The following is a 19,647-nucleotide window of genomic DNA, read 5'->3' as shown; positions in this document are numbered from 1 at the left end:
GGGCGCGACACTCACCGGGTTCCCTCACGGAGTCCGACGGAGGTCGTTGCCGGTGTCCACAGTGGTTGCCAGGCCCGCACCACCGGGTGTGCCGACGGGAGTTCTGGGAAGCCCCTGGCTCTCGTTCTTCGTACGGCGGCTCGGGCGGTTCGTCGTGTCGTTGTGGGTGGTGGTGTCCGCCGCCTTCGTGATGATCCATCTGATACCCGGCGATCCGGTGCGGTCCGCGCTCGGCATGACGGCGCCGGTGGAGGCGGTGAACGCGCGACGCCAGGCGCTCGGCCTCGACGACGGACTCCTGACGCAGTACTGGCACTACCTGCGGTCTGTGTGCGGCGGCGACTTCGGGACGTCCATGCTGAGCAACCTGCCGGTGTCGCAGCAGATCGGCGACCGGCTGCCCGCGACGGCACAACTGGCCCTCGCCGCATTCGCCGTAGCCATGCTGGTGGCGGTTCCGGTGGGCGTGGTGATGGCCGTGCTGACCCGGGCGGGGCGGCGCAGGGGCGGGGAGCTCGCGTTCACCTCGACCAGCGTGCTGCTGGCCGCGATCCCCGAGTTCCTGCTCGCGGTCGGGCTCGTCTACGTCTTCTCGGTGCACCTGGGGTGGTTCCCCGTGGCCGGGCGCGGGGGCTTCGACTCGTATGTGCTTCCCGTTCTCGCGCTCTCCGTCGGTCCCGCTGCCGTCCTCGCACGCATCGTGCGGGTCGAGATGCTGGCCGTCCTGGGCGACGACTTCGTCCGCACGGCCCGCGCCAAGCGGCTGCCGGCCCGGCGGATCTACGCACGGCACGCGCTGCCCAACGCGCTCACCGCGACGCTGACCATGGGCGGCCTGGTGCTGACCGGCCTGGTGGCCGGGACGGTCCTGGTCGAGAACGTCTTCGCGTGGCCGGGCCTCGGGTCGACGATCGTCCAGTCGATCCAGCAGAAGGACTACCCGGTGGTGCAGGGCATCGTCCTCGTCTACGGAATCGGCGTACTGACGGTGAATCTGCTCGTCGACGTGTTGCTCGCGGTGCTCGATCCACGCTCGACGATCCGGGAGGCCTGAGCCATGCGGAGCGACAGAAATGGAAAGAGCGGCAAGAACGGCAAGAGCGGCCGTGCGAAATTCCGGGCCGTAGTGCGCACGCCCGTCGGAGCCTGCTCCGCCGCCCTCCTGATGCTGCTGATCGCGCTGGCCCTGCTGGCTCCCCTGGTGTGGGGCGACCGAGCGTCCGCCGTGGACGTGGACGCGCTCCAACAAGGGCCTACCGCAGCCCACTTGCTCGGTACCGACAGCCTGGGGCGTGACATTCTCGCCCGCGTCCTCGTCGCGACGCGGCTCTCCCTCGTGCTCGCCGTGACGGCCACGGTGATCGGGGTGGTGACCGGCACGCTGCTGGGGACGGCGCCCTCCGTGCTCCCCCGGTGGGCGGGACGGCTCGTCACCGCGACCGTGAACATCGCCGTGGCCTTCCCCGGGCTGCTGCTCGCCCTGTTCTTCGCCATGATCATCGGCGTCGGGGCCAAGGGTGCGGTGCTCGCCATCGGGCTCGCCATGGCGCCCGCGTTCGCCCGGCTCACCCAGACATTGTCCGCCTCGGTCGCGGGGCGGGACTTCGTGGCGGCGGCGCGGGTGGCCGGGGTGGGGCGGGTCCGGCTCCTCACCCGGCATGTGCTGCCCAACATCGGAGAGCCGCTGGTGGTCAACGCCACCATCAGCGCGGGGATGGCGCTGCTCTCCTTCGCCGGGCTCTCGTTCCTCGGCATCGGGGTGCAGGCCCCGGACTACGACTGGGGGCGGCTGCTCGGGGAGGGGCTCAATCAGATCTACGTGAATCCGACGGCTGCCCTCGCTCCTGGCGTCGCCGTGGTGATCGCCGGGCTCGCCTTCAATCTGTTCGGGGAGACCGTGGCGGGGGTGGTGGGGGCGCGTGCTTCGACGCCTTCCCTGCCGAAGCCGAAGGGTGCCCGGAAGCACGCTCCGACTGCCGCCGCCATGGGACATGCCGATGGCTCCGATGGCTCCGATGGCGAACAGCGGCTCGTGCTCGCCGTGGAGAATCTGCGGGTCACCTTCCCCGGAGCCACGGGGCCTGTGACGCCGGTGCGCGGCGTCAGCTTCACCGTCGGGGCCGGGGAGTCCGTCGGCGTGGTCGGTGAGTCCGGCTCGGGGAAGAGCCTGACCGCGCTTGGCGTCTCCCGGTTGATCGAGGCGCCGGGGGTGGTGTCGGCGGACCGTCTGGAGTTCCTCGGGAAGCCGCTGCTCCAGACGTCGGGGCCCGAGACGCGCGGGCTTCTCGGTACGTCGCTCGCGCTGGTCTTCCAGGATCCGTTGACCTCCTTCAACCCGACCCAGCGGATCGGCCGTCAGCTCGCCGAGGTGTCGGAGCAGCATCAGGGTCTCTCACGCGGCAAGGCGCTCGCGCGGGCGGTGGAGCGGCTGCGCGAGGTGCGGGTGCCTGCGGCTGGGCGCCGGGCCCGGCAGTATCCGCACGAGTTCTCCGGCGGTATGCGGCAGCGGGCCATGATCGCGATGGGCCTCATGGGCGAGCCACGCCTGGTCATCGCCGACGAGCCGACCACCGCCCTGGACGTCACCGTGCAGCGGCAGGTGCTGCGGCTGCTTGCCCAGGTGCGGGGGGACGAGGGCGGGGCGGAGGATGGATCCCGCCAACAGGGCGAGCGGGCCGCGCTGTTGCTCATCAGCCATGACATCACCGTGGTGGCGCAGAGCTGCCGCCGGATCCTGGTCATGTACGCGGGGCGGATCGTGGAGGACCTGCCCACGGCCGAACTGCTGACCGCCGCGCGCCACCCCTACACGCGGGCGCTCCTCTCCGCCGTCCCGGCGCTCGACACCGACAGGGACGCGCCGCTCTCGGTCATCCCGGGGCGTCCGCCGGAGCCGGGACAGGTGGGCGCGGGCTGCGCGTTCGCGGCGCGTTGCTCCTTCGCCGACGAGCGGTGCGGGGCCGAGGATCCCGCGACGGTGGACATCGGCGCCGGTGGGGCCGCACACCGCGTGGCGTGCTGGCACCCGCAGGGCACCGGGTCCAGTGCGGGCAACAGTTCCGATGTCGCGGTCAAGGCCTCCGGAGGTGGCGCATGAGCGAGCTGGTCTTTGAACAGGTGAGCGTGCGGTACGGAACGCGGCGCGGCGGACTCACCGCTGTCGACGGCGTCAGCCTCACCGTGCCGCCCGGCCAAGTGGTGGGCCTCGTCGGGGAGTCGGGGTCCGGGAAGTCGACGCTGGCCCGCAGCGCCGTCGGCCTCGCGCCGGTCAGCGCGGGGCGGGTGCTCCTCGACGGCATCGACGTACGGCAGCTTGCGGGGCGCCGTCCGCTACAGATGGTGTTCCAGGATCCGTACTCCTCGCTCGATCCGCGTATGCGCATCGGCGCTTCGATCAGCGAGGCGATGCCACGCGGCGGCGGGGCGGACGCGAGACGGGCCGAGGTGGCGCGGCTCCTCGAACTGGTCAACCTCGACCCCGACCGTGCCGGGATGCTGCCCGCCCAGCTCTCCGGCGGTCAGCGCCAACGGGTGGCACTGGCCCGCGCGTTGGCGGGACAACCTAAAGTGGTGATCGCGGACGAGATCACTTCGGCGCTCGATGTGTCCGTGCAGGGTGCCGTGCTCAATCTCGTACGCGACGTGCGGAGGAGTCTGGGCCTGTCCATGCTGTTCATCTCGCACAACCTCGCCGTCGTCCGCTATCTCAGCGACATCATCGCCGTCATGTACCTCGGGCGGATCGTCGAGGCCGGGCCCGCCGAGCAGGTGCTCTCCGACCCACAACACCCTTACACACGTGACCTGTTGAGCGCCGCACCGGCCTGGAACACCCCTCTGTTCGAGGACGGCGACGCCGCCGGTGTCTCCGACGCCGAGCCGAGTGACCCGCACCACCCCCCTGCCGGGTGCCGCTATCACCCGCGCTGCGCACTCGGCCCGCTCGCCCGGCCCGACCGGGACGTGTGCCTCACCACCGACCCCGCGCAGGACGCCGAACGGCGCCCGCACAGGTCGGCCTGTCATTTCGCGGGGGAACCCCGACCCGCCCTGCCGAAGGGAGCCCGAGCATGACCACGGCACCGAGCACCGCCGCCGAGCTGCACCGGCGCAGCGTCGTCGCCGACACTCACAACGACCTTCTCATCGCGGTGACGGCCAGGCCCGTCGACCAGTGGGCGGTGTTCTTCCGTGAGCGGTGGCTGCCCCAACTGCACGACGGCGGGGTCGACATACAAGTGCTTCCCGTCTTCATCGACGACGAGTACCGGCCCGAGGGGTCCCTGCGGCAGACCCTGCGCATGATCGAGGCCGCTCATCGCCTCGCCGAGGGCAACGCCGACGCGGTGCGGCTCTGCGGTGACGGCGCCGAGGTGGACGCCGCCCTTGACGACGGAAGGATCGCGCTCGTCCTCGCCCTGGAGAGCGCGCCGGGCGTCGGCGACGACGTCGAACTCCTGGAGACCCTCCACCGGTTGGGCGTACGGATCGCCTCCCTCGCACACTTCGGGCGTACGCCGCTCGCCGACGGCAGCGGCGAGGACGCGGCCGGCAGCAGGCTCACCCGGGCGGGTGTGGAGGCGGTCGCCGAGATGGAGCGCATCGGCATGATGTTCGACATCAGTCATCTCGGTGCCGCCGGTGTCGACCACGTACTGGAGCTGTCGACCAAGCCGGTCATCGCCACCCATTCATCGGCGCGTGCGCTGCGCGACCATCACCGCAATCTCACCGACGACCAGGTGAAGGCGACCGCCGCCAACGGCGGTGTGGTGTGCGTGAACTTCTTCGCGCCGTTCCTGCACGAGGACGAGGACGGCTACACCGTCGACCGTCTCGTCGACCACATCGAGCACCTCGCGAGTGTGGCCGGTGCCGCCCACGTCGGCCTCGGTCCGGACTTCGTGCAGGAGGTCATGGCCGACACCACCCGGCCCTGCTGTGCGCACGCGATCATCGAGGGCTTCCGCACCGACCAGTTCCTGCCCGGCCTCGAAGGCCCGGCAGGGCTGCCCCTGGTGACCGAGGCACTGCTGCGGCGCGGCTGGGCCGAGCCCGACGTCGCCGGGGTCATCGGCGGCAATGTGCACCGCCTCTTCCGCGCCGGGCTCGGCCGCCCCTCCTCCTGACCAGCATCCCGACCCCCGACTTCCGAGGAGGTGGCGCACCGTGACCCCACGCCTGCGCATCGACGACCTGTACGGCCTCGCACTGCCCGAGCAGCCCGCGGTCTCGCCGGACGGCACCGAGATCGTGTACGTGCTGCGCACCGCCGACCGTGCCGCCGACCGCGACATGTGCTCGCTCTGGCAGGTCGGCGCCACCGGCAGTACCGAGCCGCGTCAACTGACGTGCGGACAGTCCGACTTGGCGCCTGCCTGGTCGCCCGACGGAACCCGGATCGCCTTCCTGCGCACGCCGGACGACGGGCCCGCGCAGGTGTGGCTGCTGCCCGTGGCGGGCGGCGAGGCCGAGCAGGTCACGACGCTGCCGCTCGGCGCCGGCGCGCCGGTGTGGAGCCCGGACGGCAGCGCGGTGGCATTCACCGCGCCGGTGGACGAGGCCGCGGGCGGCGGCGAGGACGACCCCGCGCGCGCCAGGAAGCCGGTCGTCGCCCGGCGCCTGGACTACAAGGCCGACGGCCCCGGTCTGCTGCGCACGATCCGCAGCCACCTGCACGTGGTCGGCATCGACGACAGCGAGGTCCGGCAGGTCACCCGCGGCGACTGGCACGCGGGCGCCCCCGCCTGGTCGCCCGACGGAACCCGCCTCGCGTTCCCCGCCGCGCGCGACGCGGACGCCGACCTGACGTTGCGCAGTGCGGCGTACGTCGTGGAGGTGAGCCCGCGCCGTTCACAACCGGTGCGAGTCGGCGCGGCCGACGGGCAGGCGGGGGCCGTGACCTGGACGGCGGACGGCGACGCCCTCCTCGTCGTCGGCTCGACCGGCACCGATGTGGGCCACGCCCGGCTGCTGCGCGTGCCGGTGAGCGGGGCCCCGCTGGACGGTGCCGCGCCCGCCGACCTCACCGGCTCCCTGGACCGCAACGTCATGTCCGGCGGGCCCGGCTACCCCGGTGCGCTCCCTCAACTCACCGCCGACGCAAGCGGCGTGCTGGTCTGCCTGCGGGACCGCGGCAGCACGCAGCTGTACGTCGCCGATGCCGAGGGCGGTGGTCTCGCGAGCGGTGGTCTCCAGGGCGGCGGTCTCCCGCGCCGCGTGCTCGGCGGCGGGGCGCTTCAGGTCAGCGGGATGTCCGCGGCGGGCGGCACCGTCGCCGTCGTCCTGTCCACCGCGACCTCCTACGGCGAGATAGCCACGGTGGATCTCACCTCCGGCACCATCAGCACCCGCACCGCGCACGGCACACCTGACGCCGGTGGTGGTCTCTTCGTACGCGAGGAGCGGGAGTTCACCGTCTCCGACGGCACGGTGGTGCACGGCTGGCTGATCCGCGACCCCGCACGCGGCAGCGGCCCCGCACCGCTGCTCCTGGACATTCACGGCGGCCCGCACAACGCCTGGAACGGCACCGCCGATCCCGCCCACCTCTATCACCAGGTGCTCGCCGCCCGTGGCTGGACGGTGCTGCTGCTCAATCCGCGCGGCAGCGACGGCTACGGCGAGGAGTTCCTCACCGCAGCGCTCGGCGCGTGGGGTCTCGCCGACGCCGCCGACTTCACCGAGCCCATCGACCAGCTCGTCGCCGAGGGCATCGCGGACCCCCGGCGGCTCGCTGTCGCCGGATACAGCTACGGCGGGTACATGACCTGCTATCTGACCAGCCGTGACGACCGGTTCGCGGCAGCCGTCGCGGGCGGCGTGGTGTGCGACCTGACCAGCATCGCCGGTACGTCCGACGCCGCGCATCCGCTGGGCGTGGCCGAGCTGGGCGGTGCGCCGTGGTCGGACCGCGAGCACCACGCACGGCAATCGCCGCTGGCCCGGGTCGAAGAGGTGCGCACCCCGACGCTGATCTTGCAGGGCGGCGATGACCAGCGCTGTCCCGTCGGGCAGGCCGAGCAGTGGTTCACCGCGCTCCGCGGGCGGGGCGTTCCCACCGAGATGGTCCTCTATCCGGGCGGCACGCACCTGTTCCCGCTCTGCGGTGCGCCCTCCCATCGGGCCGACTTCAACCAGCGTGTCGTGGACTGGGTGGAGCAGTACGCCGGTGAGCCGGGGCGACCGCGCAAGGTGCCCCTCGACACGGCCCACTGGCAGCGCCGCCTCGCCGAACTGGCCACGGCACACCGGGTGCCCGGTGCCGCCCTCGGCGTGCTGCGCCTCGACCCGCGAGTCGGCGGCGACGAGGTGCTCCAGGCCCACCACGGCGTGCTCAACAGCAACACGGGTGTCGAGGTCACCGACGACTCGGTCTTCCAGATCGGGTCCATCACCAAGGTCTGGACGACGACCGTCGTCATGCGGCTCGTCGACGAGGGCAAGCTCGACCTGGACGCGCCGCTCGTCGACGTACTGCCCGAACTGCGCCTCGCGGACCCCGCTGTCACCAAGCAGGTGACGATGCGGCATCTGCTCACCCACACGAGCGGCATCGACGGCGATGTCTTCACCGACACAGGGCGTGGCGACGACTGCCTGGAGCGCTACGCCGCACTCCTCGAGGAGGCGGGCCAGAACCACCCTCTCGGCGAAACCTTCTCGTACTGCAACTCGGGCTTCAATCTCGCCGGGCGGATCATCGAGAAGCTGACGGGCCTCACCTGGGACCGCGCCCTGCGCGAGTTGCTCTTCACGCCGCTCGGCCTGCGCAGCGCGCTGACGCTCCCGGAGGAGGCGCTGCTGCTGCGCGCCGCCGTCGGGCACGTCGCGGAGGGCGACGCCGATCCCGCGCCCGTCCCGGTGTGGTCGCTGCCCCGCTCGGTCGGCCCCGCCGGGCTCGTCAGCGCCGCGACCGCGGATGTGCTCGCCTTCGCGCGGATGCATCTGGCCGGGGGGCTCGCCCCGGACGGCAGCCGTGTCCTGAGCGAGGAGAGCGCGGCCCACATGGCCGCCCACCAGACCGACCTGCCGGATCACGACACCCTGGGCGACTCCTGGGGCCTCGGCTGGATCCGCTTCGGCTGGGACGGGCAACGCCTGATCGGGCACGACGGCAACACCATCGGTCAGTCCGCGTTCCTGCGTGTCCTGCCCGACCAGGGCATCGCGGTGACGCTCCTGACCAACGGCGGCAACACGCACGACCTGTACCAGGACCTGTTCCGGGAGATCTTCGCCGACCTGGCGGGCGTCACCATGCCCCGGCCGCTCGCTCCCGCCGAGAGCCCGCCCACCGTCGACGCCGCTCGGCATGTCGGGGTCTACGAACGGGCCGGTGCGCGCATCGAAGTCCTCGACACCGAGGGCGGGTTGAGCTTGCGGCAGACCGTGACGGGCCCCCTCGCGGCACTGCAATCCACACCCATCGAGGAGTTCGCGCTGGTGCCCGTCGGCGGCGATCGGTTCGTCTTCCGGCGGCCCGGTACGCAGACCTGGGTCCCGGTCACCTTCTACAAGCTCGCGACCGGTGAGCAGTACGTCCACTACGGCGCCCGCGCCACCCCGAAGGTGGGCTGACGTGACCGCAGGTGGTGCGGCCGACGAGGCCGTCGCCGCGGCGGACGCGGCAGCCCGCGCGGGCCACGTCCGCGTCCGCCAACTCGCCGACCTGGCCGATCTGGAGGCCGTACAGCACCTCTACGAGAAGGTCTGGCGGCCCGACGGGAAGACCCCGCCGGTGACGACCGAACTCCTGCGCGCGCTCACCAAGGCGGGCAGTTACGTGGGCGGAGCCTTCGACGGCGACGAACTCGTGGGCGCCTGCGTCGGGTTCTTCGCACCGCCCGCCGACGAGGCCCTGCACAGCCATATCGCCGGAGTGGCGCCGGAGCTGCGCGGGCGCAACGTCGGCTACGCCCTCAAACTGCACCAGCGCGCCTGGGCGCTGCAACGCCAAGTGGCCGAAATATCCTGGACGTTCGACCCACTCGTGCGCCGCAACGCCTACTTCAACCTCGGCAAACTGGCCGCCGCGCCCACCGAGTACCTGCCCAACTTCTACGGCCGGATGAACGACGGCATCAACGGCGCCGACGACACCGACCGACTCCTGGTCACCTGGCGCCTCACCGCCCCCGAGACCGTCGCGGCCTGCGCGGGGCGGCGCGCCGTTCCCGTCACGGCCGGTGCCGTCACCGGCCTGTCCCTCTCCCCACAGGGCCGCCCCGCCCCCGGCACGCTCGAAGGACCGACCGTCCTGGTGGCCGTGCCCGGCGACATCGAGAAGCTGCGCGCCACCGACCCCGCCTGCGCCGCCGCCTGGCGCGCCGCGCTTCGCGACGTCCTGGGCGGGCTTCTCGCGGACGGGGCGCGGATCACCGGGTTCGACCGGACGGGCTGGTACGTCGTCGAACGCGTCCCGGCGTGATGCCGCAGGCGGGCGGGGCTCTGTCGTACGCGCCGAGCTCCCCGTAGGGTCTCTGCCCATACGCCGCCTATACGACGTACAAGACGCAAGAAGCTGGTTCTCGTCCCCCCATGGGAGGAAGCGTGCTCGTCCCGGTGACCACCCATCCCCGAGCCAGCCTCCGGCGGGTCCTGGAGGATCTCGGCCCCACCCTTCTCGACCTCGTCCACGGCGACCCCGACCGCGCCGACGACATCGGCGGCGTCGTCATCCACGACCCGCACGACGAGCCCGTGCCGCCCCCGCAGGCCCTCGTGCTCGGCGTCGCCGTGCAGGACCCGGTGGACATCGTCCGGCTGCTCGACGCGCTCGGCGAACAAGGCGCCGCGGGGCTCGTCGTCCGGGCGCCGGTCGCCGCCGACGACAAGATCACCGAGGCGGTCGAGCGGTCCGGGGTCGCGCTGCTCGGCCTGACGCGCGGCGCCACCTGGGCACAGCTCGCCGCGATGCTGCGCTCGCTCATCGCCGAGGGTGACGTCGGCGAGACGGGTGGCGAGACGCTGGGCGGGGTGCCGTCCGGGGACCTGTTCGCGCTGGCCAACGCGGTCTCGGCGCTCCTCGACGCGCCCGTCACCATCGAGGACCGGAGCTGGCGTGTGCTCGCCTTCTCCGGGCGGCAGGACGAGGCGGACTCCTCACGCGTCGAGACCATCCTCGGCCGTCAGGTGCCCGAACGCTTCACCCGTATGCTGGAGGAACGCGGCGTCTTCCAGGCCATGTACCGCAGTGACGAGGCCGTCTATGTGGAGCCCCTCGTCGAGGGGGAAGCCGATGAACTCAGCCTGCCGCGTGTGGCGTTGGCCGTCCGTGCCGGGGACGAGATCCTCGGCTCCATCTGGGCCGCGGTGCGCGCACCCCTCAGCGCCGAGCGCGAACAGGCCCTGCGCGACGCGGCCAAGCTGGTCGCGCTGCATCTCTTGAGGCTGCGCGCGGGCGCCGACGTCGAACGCAGGCTGCGCGCCGACCTCGTGGGCACGGCCCTGGAGGGCGGGCCCGGCGCGGCCGATGCCGTCTCCCGTCTGGGGCTCGCCGAACAACCGGGGGTGGTGCTTGCCCTCGCGGTCGCGGACTGCCCCGACGGCGACCGGTCCGCCGCGCGGCACGCCCGGTACGTGGCCGAACGGCAGCGCCTGGCCGACGCGTTCGCGATGCTCCTGACCGCCGTGCATCCCCGCTCGGCCGCCGCGCTCGTCGGTGACGTCGTCTACGGCGTCGTCCCGGCCCCCGCCGACCGTCCGGACGCCGATGAGCGGGCGACCCGGGTCGCGCACGAGTTCCTTGAACGCGTCGGTGAGCGGCAGGAGTTGCTGGTGGGGGTCGGTCCGCTCGCGCCGGGGAGTACCGCGCTGCCCGCGTCCCGGGCGGGAGCCGACCGGGCGCTGCGGGTGCTGCGCGCGGGTCAGGGGCCCCGCTCGGTGGCCCGTATCGCGGACGTACTCGTCGAGTCGCTGCTGCTCGAACTCGCCGACGTGATCGCCGAACGCGGTGACCCGCCGTCCGGCCCCGTGGCCCGGCTCGGCGCCTACGACGCGGCGCACCACACCTGCCTGGTCGAGACGCTGCAAGCGTGGCTCGACGCGTTCGGCGACGTGATCGCGGCGTCCGCCGCCGTCCATGTGCACCCGAACACCTTCCGCTACCGGCTGCGGCGGCTCGCGGAGGTGGGCGGCCTCGACCTCGGCGACGCGAACGCGCGCTTCGCCGCCATGCTGCAACTGCGGCTGTGGCCGCACGTCCGGCGTTCCTAGCAGCTCACGCCACCGGTTTGGTGCCGGGCGATGGAACGCGGCCTCCGCATCGTGCGCCCGGACGAATCGCCGCCCGTGGACCGCGGCCTAGCCTCACTGCCAGTTGGACCTACCCATCTGTGGACTCGAGGTACGTATGTCAAAGGCACCGTCGGAATCGTCGGAATCTGGGGCACAACTCGTCGCCCTCCAGGCTTGGTTGAGCGGACACCTGGCCGCCCTGCTCGACGAGCACCAAGTACCGGGCGCCGCCGTCGCCGTGAGCTTCGGTGATGCGGTGATCGACGCCGCCGCGGGCGTACTCAGCAAGGACACCGGCGTAGAAGCCACGCCGGACTCCGTGTTCCAGATCGGCTCGATCACCAAGGTCTGGACGACGACCCTCGCGATGCAGCTCGTCGACGAGGGCAAACTGGACCTCGACGCTCCCGTGCGTGACTACCTGCCGGACTTCAAGCTCGCCGACGACGCCGCCGCGGCCAGGATCACCACCCGGCAGCTCATGTGCCACGTCTCCGGCTTCGAGGGCGACTTCTTCACCGACACCGGCGTGGGCGACGACTGCCTGGAGAAGTTCATCGCCACGCTCGGCGACGTGCCCCAACTCTTCGCGCCGGGCGAGCGGTTCTCGTACAACAACGCCGGATACTGCGTCATCGGCCGGATCGTCGAAGTGCTGCGCGAGAAGTCGTACGACGACTGTCTGCGCGCCCATCTCTTCGCCCCGCTCGGACTCACCCACGCGGCCGCGGGACCGTACGAGGCGATCTTGCACCGGGCCGCGGTCGGCCACCTCCAGGCCACCCCCGACGCCGCGCCCCGGCCCGCACCGGTGTGGGCGCTCGTCCGCTCGAACTCCGCGGCCGGCTCGATGCTCGCCATGCGGCCCCGCGACCTGCTGGCCTTCGCCCGTATGCACCTGACCGAAGGCCGGGCCCCTGACGGCACCCAGGTACTCAGCCCCGAGAGCGCACTGGCCATGCGCCAACGGCAGGTGGACGTACCGCCCTTGGGGCTGATGGGAGACGCCTGGGGTCTCGGCTGGGAGCTGTTCGACTTCCCCGGCGGGACCGTCATCGGCCACGACGGCGGGACCATCGGTCAGTCCGCGTTCCTCCGGGCCGTCCCGGGGCAGGACATCGCGGTGGCGGTCCTGACCAACGGCGGCGACCCGCTCGCCGTGTACACCGAGATCGTCGGCCGTGTCCTGCGCGAGCTCGCCGGCATCGAACTGCCCGCCCTGCCCGAACCGGACCCCGAAGCGCCGCGCATCGACGCCTCCCGGTACGTGGGGACGTACGCGTCGTCGGTCGCCGACACGGTGGTGAGCCAGGACGCGGACGGCCGCGTATGGGCCGAGCGGACCCCGAAAGGGATCTTCGCCGAGATCGGCGGCGGTCCGGAGCGGGTCGAGCTCGTCCCCGCTCGCTGCGACACCCTGATCGCCGTCGAGCCCGAGCACGGCATGCACCGGATGCACTCCTTCGTCGGCGACGACGGCGAGGGCCGCGCACAGTTCCTGCACACCGGCCGCGCGGACCGCAGGGTGTCGCAGTGAGCGGAGTCCAGGGCCCCGACGCGGGTGAGGCGGCCGCCAGGCGCCCGGACGAGCGGAAGCCGAAGCGGAAGCCGAAGCCGAAGCGGACGACCATCCCGGCGCGCCGTCGTATCGGGGGGATCGCCGCAGCGGTCGTCGGCGCCGCCGCCCTGACCCTCACCGGTTGCGGCGGGCCCTCGAACGCCGGCAGCACCGCGGCCACGGGCGGCAGCCTGGCCGACGGCAGGACCTTCACCATGGCGCTGCCCTCCGACCCGGGCACGCTCGACCCGGCCATGACCGTCATCGCGGCCGCCATCCAGGTCGACCGCTTCCTCTACGACCCGCTGATCCACCTCGCCAAGGACGGCAGCCAGACCGCGGGCCTGGCCGAGAAATGGGAGGCGGACACCACCACGGCCCGCTTCACGCTGCGGCCGGGCCTCACCTGCGCCGACGGCACGCCGCTGACCCCGCGTGACGTGGCCGCGAACATCGCCTTCGTCGCCGACCCGAAGAACAGATCGCCGCTGGCCGGCCTGTACGTGAATCCGGGCACCAAAGCGAAGGCCGTCCCCGGAACCCGTGAGATCACCGTCACCAGCAAGGTCCCCGACGCCTTCCTGCTGCGCGACATCGGCATGATCCCGATCGTCTGCGGCAAGGGCCTCGCAGACCGCGGCTCGCTCGCCACCGGTCGCCACGGCACCGGCATGTACACCATGACCGAGGCCGTTCCCGGCGACCACTACACCCTCACCCGGCGCGAGGACTACACCTGGGGCCCCGGCAAGCGGAAGACCGGAGAGACCGGGCAGAAGGGGCTGCCGGACAAGGTCCGTGTCCGCGTCATCGCCAACGAGACGACCGCGGCGAACCTGATCCTGTCCGGCGAACTGAACGCCGCGACCCTCGGCGGACCCGACCAGCAGCGCCTCATCGGCCGCGGCCAGTTCCACGCCGACTCACTCCTCGCGCGAGGCGAGATGTGGTTCAACCAGGCACCGGGCAGTCCGGCCCGTGACGAGTCGGTGCGACGCGCTCTCGCCCAAGCCGTCGACCTGCCGGACATCGGCAAGGTGCTCACCGCCGGAACGGGCAAGCCGTCGCAGGGGTTCATGACCGTCGAGCCGAAGGCCTGCGACGGCGACACGATCACCGACGACCTGCCCGCCCACGACGTACGCGCCGCCAAGTCCCTCCTCGGCAAAGCGGGCTGGAAGGAGAACGCCGACGGCATCCGCGCGAAGAACGGCAAGCGCCTCGCGCTCACCTTCGTATACCCCAGCCAGGTCGGGCAGCCCGCCTCGTCCGCGGCGGAGCTGATCCAGAAGGCCTGGAAGGACGTCGGGGCCGATGTGACGATCAAGGGGATCGACAACGCGGGAGCACATCAGGTGGTCTCCGGCAACGCGTCGTGGGACGCCGCCATCCTGCCGCTCGGCCTCGGTCTCCCGCCCCAGCTCAGGCCCTTCGTCTCCGGCCCTACGCCCCCGGACGGCACGAACTTCGCCCACATCAAGAACGACTCGTACGCGGCACTCGCCGAGAAGGCCGCCCGTATGCCCGGCGCCCATGGCTGCCCGGCCTGGGGCCGCGCCGAGTCCGAGCTGGTCGCGTCGGTGGACGTGATCCCGTTCGTCGACGCCGTCATGCCGACCTTCGGGGCGGGGGCACGATTCGAGTTAAGTCACGCGAGCATCACACCGTCGTCGATCCGGATGTACGAGGACTGAGCCGCCCCCCACGGACGGTGGCCCTCCGGCGATCTCGTAACCAAGTGACGCTACGCTGCCCACGGCAAGGGAGTGATCACCCCTCGCTTTCACACCCTCCGTGCCCCTTCACACAACCGCACGCACACACCCGCAGCCCATGATCCGTAGTTGGACGGCGCAGTTTCCATGTCTTGGCTTGAATCCTTCATTCTCGGGCTCGTCCAGGGACTGACCGAGTTCCTCCCGATCTCGTCCAGCGCGCATCTGAGGCTGACCGCGGCGTTCGCGGGCTGGCACGATCCTGGAGCCGCGTTCACCGCGATCACCCAGATCGGCACCGAGGCAGCCGTGCTGATCTACTTCCGCAAGGACATCGCGAGGATCATCTCCGCCTGGTTCGGCTCCCTCTTCGGCAAGGTGCCACGCTCGGACCACGACGCACAGATGGGCTGGCTCGTCATCGTCGGCTCGATCCCGATCGGCGTGCTCGGCGTCACGTTCAAGGACCAGATCGAGGGCCCGTTCCGCGATCTGCGCCTCATCGCCACGACCCTGATCGTGATGGGCGTCGTCCTCGGCATCGCCGACCGCCTCGCGGCCCGCGACGAGACCGGCGGCAAGCACCGCGCCATCAAGGAACGCAAGGGCCTGAAGGAACTGGGCGTCCGGGACGGCCTGATCTTCGGCATCTGCCAGGCGATGGCCCTGATCCCCGGCGTCTCCCGCTCCGGCGCCACGATCAGCGGCGGCCTGCTCATGGGCTACACCCGCGAGGCCGCCGCACGCTACTCCTTCCTCCTCGCCATCCCGGCCGTCCTCGCGTCCGGCGCCTTCGAGCTGAAGGACGCGGGTGAGGGCGGGCATGTGTCCTGGGGCCCGACGATCTTCGCGACGATCATCGCGTTCATTGTCGGATATGCCGTAATCGCGTGGTTCATGAAGTTCATTACGACCAAGAGCTTCATGCCGTTCGTGTACTACCGGATCCTGCTCGGCATCGTGCTGTTTGTGCTGGTCGGGATGGGTGCACTGAGTCCCCACGCGGGCGAATCAGCCGGGTAGGCGGGGCCCTGGACATCTAGGTTCCCCTAGCTTTACCTAGATGAAACTAGAGGGTAATGGCTGGAAATCGAGGGCTCTCCCCCTGATCAACTCCCACTTGTCTCCCACTCTCTCCCTCGACGGCACGACGACGGCCCCTGCGGATCCACTCCGCGGGGGCCGTCGCTGTGTAGCCACTGAAGGACCAGGGTGGGGGCGCCACCTGGGGGGTGGGGCCTCTCCCCCACCCTGGCCACACTGATCAACGCCTGGTGCCATGAACGCGTCACGGTCAGCCATGTCACACGATCGAGCAGGTTTTAGCACAATCGATCGGAAGTGCGCAGAGGCCGTCCACCCGCCGACGAGGGGGTGCTCACGACGGGCGGACGACCATGCGACGAGAGCGGGGACCGGGCTCACGCCGGGCTTCTAGGCCCCCCGCATGCACTTGACCTCAGCAGCCTCACATGCCGCGAGTGTGTGCACATGGCACATGCCTGCATTCCGTTCACACGGGGGGCGTTCTCGTTACACGTTGTTCAGTTATCCGCAGAGCCCCACCAGCGGGCCATCAGGCCGAGTATCCAAGATCGCAAGATTTACCCAGCCAGGTAAAGACTTACGATCAAGATCGTTCAAACGTTGGCGGGTGCCCCTCGACCCGATGCCCTCCTGGGTACCCCACCGCCGCCGCGCCATCGGGGCACGCATCCGCGAAGCACGCACCTACGCTGGCCTCTCACAGGTGCAGCTCGGCGAGCGCATCGGCCGCGACCACAAGACGATCCACCGGTACGAGCACGCCACCAGCGTGCCGACCCTCACAGACCTGCTCCTGATCGCCGACGCCCTCGACGTGCCACTCCGCGACCTCGTCTAGCCAGCGCGTTCAGCGCGCACCATGAGTGTCCCGGTGCGTCGCCGCCCGGCCGGGGCCTCCACGGTGCGGGCCTGCACCGTCGTGAACCCGTAGTCGAGGAGGCGGCGCCTCCACTCGTCCTCGGGGTAGTCCCACCGCCGGACCACGAGAGGGTCCTCGTCATCACCGCGTGGGATGTAGGACGCCTGGCAGTCGTAGCAGCCTTCCACCGGCGGGCGCTGGGAGAACGCCAGCACGCCCCCCGGGCGGAGCGCCTTGAACACCAGCGGGATCAGGTCGTCAGGGTTGGTGAACCAGGCGGCTCCGTACACGGAGTACGCCGCGTCGAATCCCTTAGCGTTCTGCGACAGGTAGGTCACCGCGTCCGCGCGCTCCAGCGACAGGCCGGGCACTGCGCCCCACCGTCCCCGAGCTGCACGCAGCTGGACGGGGCTCACATCGACACCCACGGCGGTCATCCCGAGCGTGGCCAGATGCGCGATGTTGCCGCCCTTGCCACAACCGAGATCCAGGACGCGGCTACCTGGTTGCAGACCGAGCACTTCGACACCGGGCCCGTGGTCCGGGTACTGAGTCCAGTTGAACCACGTGGTCTCGCCGCGGGCGTTCGTCGGCCGGCGCTCAGGACGCTGGCCCGAGTACTGATTCCAGGCGGTGGCGATGTCAGTCACGGTGGCTCCGCTCGTGTGCCAGCCGTCCGGCACTGCTGCCGGACGGCTGGAGTCTTCCAGGGTTGGGGTGCTACTTGCCCTTACCGCCGTTGGGGCTGTCCGTGCATCCGGCGTGGCATTGGGAGCATTCGGCGGACGGGCTCGCCCACAGCTCCTGGTCGATGGGGTAGCCCGCCGCTTCGATTGCATTGAGTGTGGTGCGGCGGGCTGCGGTGCGGTCGCCAGGCTCGTTGCCGGGCAGGTCCGGTACGTGGGGCACGTCCGCGCCGATCCGCGTCATGAGGGCGTCGCGGTCGCGGGTGTGCATGATCCAGGCGTGCCAGCCGTGATCGACCAGCTTGCTTGGGGCCATGACGGTGCCGGGGTTGGCGGCGCTGGCTGCCTGGAATTCGGCGGCCGCAACGACCATGCGCTCAGCGATGGCGAGGCTGAACTCGGGGTGCTCCCGCACGATGTAGCGGGCGAGACGGGTACGGACGTCCTTGGGTGCGAGGTCGTCCAGCGGTAGGACTACAGGACGTTCAAGCGCTGTGTTCACTCTTCCTCCTGTGGATGGATGGTGCGTCCCTCGCCCCGAGGTGATGAGCGCGAGGCAGAGCGCAGCTCGGGGCGAGGGGTCCTACAACCCGCCGTTGCTACGGCGGGAGTTCATGGGGGCGGCGGCCGCGGCGCGAGCCGCTTGCAGGGCCCGGCGGATCCGGCGGCCCTCTTCACACGGCGCCTCGCGGCGGCACTGCGGGCAGGCGTCCAGATGCGCAAGCTGCACCTGATAGGCGGCCTGCGCCTTGGAGGCGGCCTCGGCCGGGGCGTCGGCCTTCACTGCTCTGTCTCCCGGGTAGCGGTGCAGGCGAGAGCGATCAAGGCGCGCACGGCGTCGGGCTCGCACACGTCGCCAACGGTGCGCGGTGGAACGACCCAGAACGTGCCTGGTGGCTCCCGCCGGTCGAGGCGGGGCACTCCGAGGTACGTGCCCTCCGCCAGGAGCGGCGCGACGTCCTGGTGCTCCCACACTGCCTCGCCGAGCGGGCTCATCAGCGGGTAGTAGGTGCCGCCCATCCTCCGGCCGTCGAAGATGACAGGGCCGTTGAGGAGCCGCTCCAGGCCGACGGCGACCTCACCGGGGGCGCTACTCCCGACTGCGGCATAGACGAGCTTCTCGGACAGGCGAGACGTGACGAACCGCGGGCCGAGCGGGAGCACGGCGACGCCCGTGCGGGACCACGCATTCCAGGCGTACTGGGGCTGTTGCTGCGCCCTGGCCAGCCACTCAGCGGCTCTTTCTCTCTTCTGCCCATTCACCGTCTGCCCCTGCCGTCATCATCGATCAGCCTGTGAGACCAGGGTGATGACGTGCAGGGGCGCTAACTGTCACTCTTCAGTGACAGCTGGTGTCACAGACCAAACCACGAGGTCATGTGGCCCAAGGACTCGGGAATACGACGTTGCTGGTGCGCGAGCTCCTCGATCGTGGCCCGTGCTCCGGGGTGGTATCGGGTCTGCTGAGGTGCCAGCTCGCGTGCCTTTCGGATGGACGTGAGCGCCGCATCGCTGCGGCCGGTCTCCATCTCCGAGCGCCCCCGGTCGATCCACACGTGGGCGCGCCGTGACGTGGGCCAAGAGTCGGGCATACGCAGCTTCTTCGCCTTCTCCACAGCCTTCCCGTACTTGCCCATCTCTGTCAGCGCAGACAGTTGGTGCGCTGCCCAGTTCGTAGGCCCGAACGACAACCAGTGCACCTCACGTGCTTCGCCAACCTCCTTAGCAAGGCGCTTCGCCTCGCGTAGGTGGGTCTCCACCATGCTCTCGTCCTGCGCCCGTGCGGCAATGACCGTCGCGCCGAGATGCAACTGTCCGGCCACCGCGAGAGACTCGCGGGTGTCCTCGCCCTGAGACAGGATTTGGTGGCCGGCATTCACCAGGCGCAGGCCGATCGTGTGCTCGCCCTCGCGGTGGTAGACGAGGCCGCGCATGTACTGGCGCACGGCGGAGAGGACCGGATCGGATGCCCGCTGAGCGGCCCACTCCATCCTGTCCAGCGCGATGGTCGAGAGGTCGAAGAACCCGAGCTTGACCGTGACGTCGTGGGCGGTGCGGTAGGTGGAGCCGAGCGCAGCCCACAGCTCAGCCGACGGTGCGCGGTACGCCGCGGTCGTCAGCTCGGCGACCAGGCGCGGGAGCGCTCGCGCGGCCGTGTTCAGCTGTGTCGCGCGCACCTGCTCGCACAGCGTCGCTGCAGCTTCGACGAGTTGAGACGTCTCGCGAGTGGCGACATCGGGATCGGCTCCGAGGTCGTACAAATCGAGGGACTCACGGATGGGCCGGATCAGCTCGGCGAGGCGATCCTGTTGGAGCTCGGTCATGTACGGCTGTCCTGTCAAGGCGGTGACGTCGATATGCAGCGCCCGTGCGACAGCCGACACAAGATCCGGACTCGCTGCCTTATGCCCACCCTCGACCTGGTGGAGCATGCTGTACGAGTACGGGATCTTCATGGATAGGCCCTGCTGCGTCAGCCCAGCGATTTTCCGCTGGTGCGCGATCCGGGCCCCTGTGTGGTCGTCTCTGGGCATACTGGAACTC

The 19,647-nt window shown here is 70.8% G+C and carries 16 protein-coding genes; 11 read left to right on the top strand and 5 right to left on the bottom strand.

Annotated features, from left to right (window positions below; translation table 11 throughout):
- Positions 1-52: 52 nt before the first annotated feature.
- The 11 genes from ACGFSB_RS36245 (at position 53) to ACGFSB_RS36195 (ending at position 16,396) form a co-directional block, all read left to right on the top strand.
- On the top strand, positions 53-1,054 hold the full coding sequence (locus ACGFSB_RS36245) for an ABC transporter permease (RefSeq protein WP_393408501.1): 1,002 nt from the start codon (positions 53-55) through the stop codon (positions 1,052-1,054).
- 3 nt (positions 1,055-1,057) lie between these two features.
- Positions 1,058-3,097, top strand: coding sequence for a dipeptide/oligopeptide/nickel ABC transporter permease/ATP-binding protein (locus ACGFSB_RS36240; protein ID WP_393408498.1), 2,040 nt, complete (start codon positions 1,058-1,060; stop codon positions 3,095-3,097).
- Positions 3,094-4,074, top strand: coding sequence for an ABC transporter ATP-binding protein (locus ACGFSB_RS36235; RefSeq protein ID WP_393408496.1), 981 nt, complete (start codon positions 3,094-3,096; stop codon positions 4,072-4,074). The genes ACGFSB_RS36240 and ACGFSB_RS36235 overlap by 4 nt, the downstream gene beginning before the upstream one ends.
- The gene (locus ACGFSB_RS36230) at positions 4,071-5,129 is read left to right on the top strand and encodes a dipeptidase (RefSeq protein ID WP_393408493.1); all 1,059 of its coding nucleotides are present in this window, start codon (positions 4,071-4,073) and stop codon (positions 5,127-5,129) included. Before ACGFSB_RS36235 ends, ACGFSB_RS36230 begins: the two co-directional genes overlap by 4 nt.
- 40 nt (positions 5,130-5,169) lie before the next feature.
- The gene (locus ACGFSB_RS36225) at positions 5,170-8,580 is read left to right on the top strand and encodes a serine hydrolase (RefSeq protein ID WP_393408491.1); all 3,411 of its coding nucleotides are present in this window, start codon (positions 5,170-5,172) and stop codon (positions 8,578-8,580) included.
- Position 8,581: 1 nt separating this feature from the next.
- Positions 8,582-9,430 (top strand): GNAT family N-acetyltransferase, encoded by an 849-nt coding sequence (locus tag ACGFSB_RS36220; protein WP_393408488.1) that lies wholly within the window; start codon positions 8,582-8,584, stop codon positions 9,428-9,430.
- Between the two features lie 110 nt (positions 9,431-9,540).
- Positions 9,541-11,217, top strand: coding sequence for a PucR family transcriptional regulator (locus tag ACGFSB_RS36215; RefSeq protein WP_393408486.1), 1,677 nt, complete (start codon positions 9,541-9,543; stop codon positions 11,215-11,217).
- A 199-nt stretch (positions 11,218-11,416) separates the two neighbouring features.
- Entirely contained in the window at positions 11,417-12,775 is a 1,359-nt protein-coding gene (locus ACGFSB_RS36210) for a serine hydrolase domain-containing protein (protein WP_393408484.1), read from the top strand.
- Positions 12,772-14,490 (top strand): ABC transporter substrate-binding protein, encoded by a 1,719-nt coding sequence (locus tag ACGFSB_RS36205; protein WP_393408482.1) that lies wholly within the window; start codon positions 12,772-12,774, stop codon positions 14,488-14,490. The genes ACGFSB_RS36210 and ACGFSB_RS36205 overlap by 4 nt, the downstream gene beginning before the upstream one ends.
- A 168-nt stretch (positions 14,491-14,658) precedes the next feature.
- On the top strand, positions 14,659-15,534 hold the full coding sequence (locus tag ACGFSB_RS36200) for an undecaprenyl-diphosphate phosphatase (protein ID WP_393408479.1): 876 nt from the start codon (positions 14,659-14,661) through the stop codon (positions 15,532-15,534).
- A 631-nt stretch (positions 15,535-16,165) separates the two neighbouring features.
- Positions 16,166-16,396, top strand: coding sequence for a helix-turn-helix transcriptional regulator (locus tag ACGFSB_RS36195; protein ID WP_393408476.1), 231 nt, complete (start codon positions 16,166-16,168; stop codon positions 16,394-16,396).
- Here ACGFSB_RS36195 and ACGFSB_RS36190 read toward each other — a convergent pair.
- The 5 genes from ACGFSB_RS36190 to ACGFSB_RS36170 form a co-directional block, all read right to left on the bottom strand.
- A complete protein-coding gene (locus ACGFSB_RS36190) occupies positions 16,393-17,067 on the bottom strand; it encodes a class I SAM-dependent methyltransferase (protein WP_393408473.1) in 675 nt (224 codons plus the stop codon). The genes ACGFSB_RS36195 and ACGFSB_RS36190 overlap by 4 nt on opposite strands.
- Positions 17,068-17,137: 70 nt before the next feature.
- Complete coding sequence (locus tag ACGFSB_RS36185; RefSeq protein ID WP_393408471.1) at positions 17,138-17,605, bottom strand: hypothetical protein; 468 nt, start codon at positions 17,603-17,605, stop codon at positions 17,138-17,140.
- Between the two features lie 81 nt (positions 17,606-17,686).
- Positions 17,687-17,887, bottom strand: a complete 201-nt coding sequence (locus ACGFSB_RS36180) for a hypothetical protein (protein WP_393408469.1) — start codon at positions 17,885-17,887, stop codon at positions 17,687-17,689.
- Positions 17,884-18,366, bottom strand: coding sequence for a hypothetical protein (locus ACGFSB_RS36175; RefSeq protein ID WP_393408467.1), 483 nt, complete (start codon positions 18,364-18,366; stop codon positions 17,884-17,886). Before ACGFSB_RS36175 ends, ACGFSB_RS36180 begins: the two co-directional genes overlap by 4 nt.
- A gap of 92 nt (positions 18,367-18,458) precedes the next feature.
- Positions 18,459-19,637 carry a transcriptional regulator gene (locus ACGFSB_RS36170; RefSeq protein WP_393408603.1) on the bottom strand — a complete coding sequence of 393 codons (1,179 nt, stop codon included), beginning with the start codon at positions 19,635-19,637 and terminating at the stop codon, positions 18,459-18,461.
- Positions 19,638-19,647 lie beyond the last annotated feature (10 nt).

The organism is Streptomyces sp. NPDC048441 (assembly GCF_043200235.1).
Classification (GTDB): Bacteria; Actinomycetota; Actinomycetes; order Streptomycetales; family Streptomycetaceae; genus Streptomyces.
This window is presented reverse-complemented; position numbering and strand designations above follow the sequence as displayed.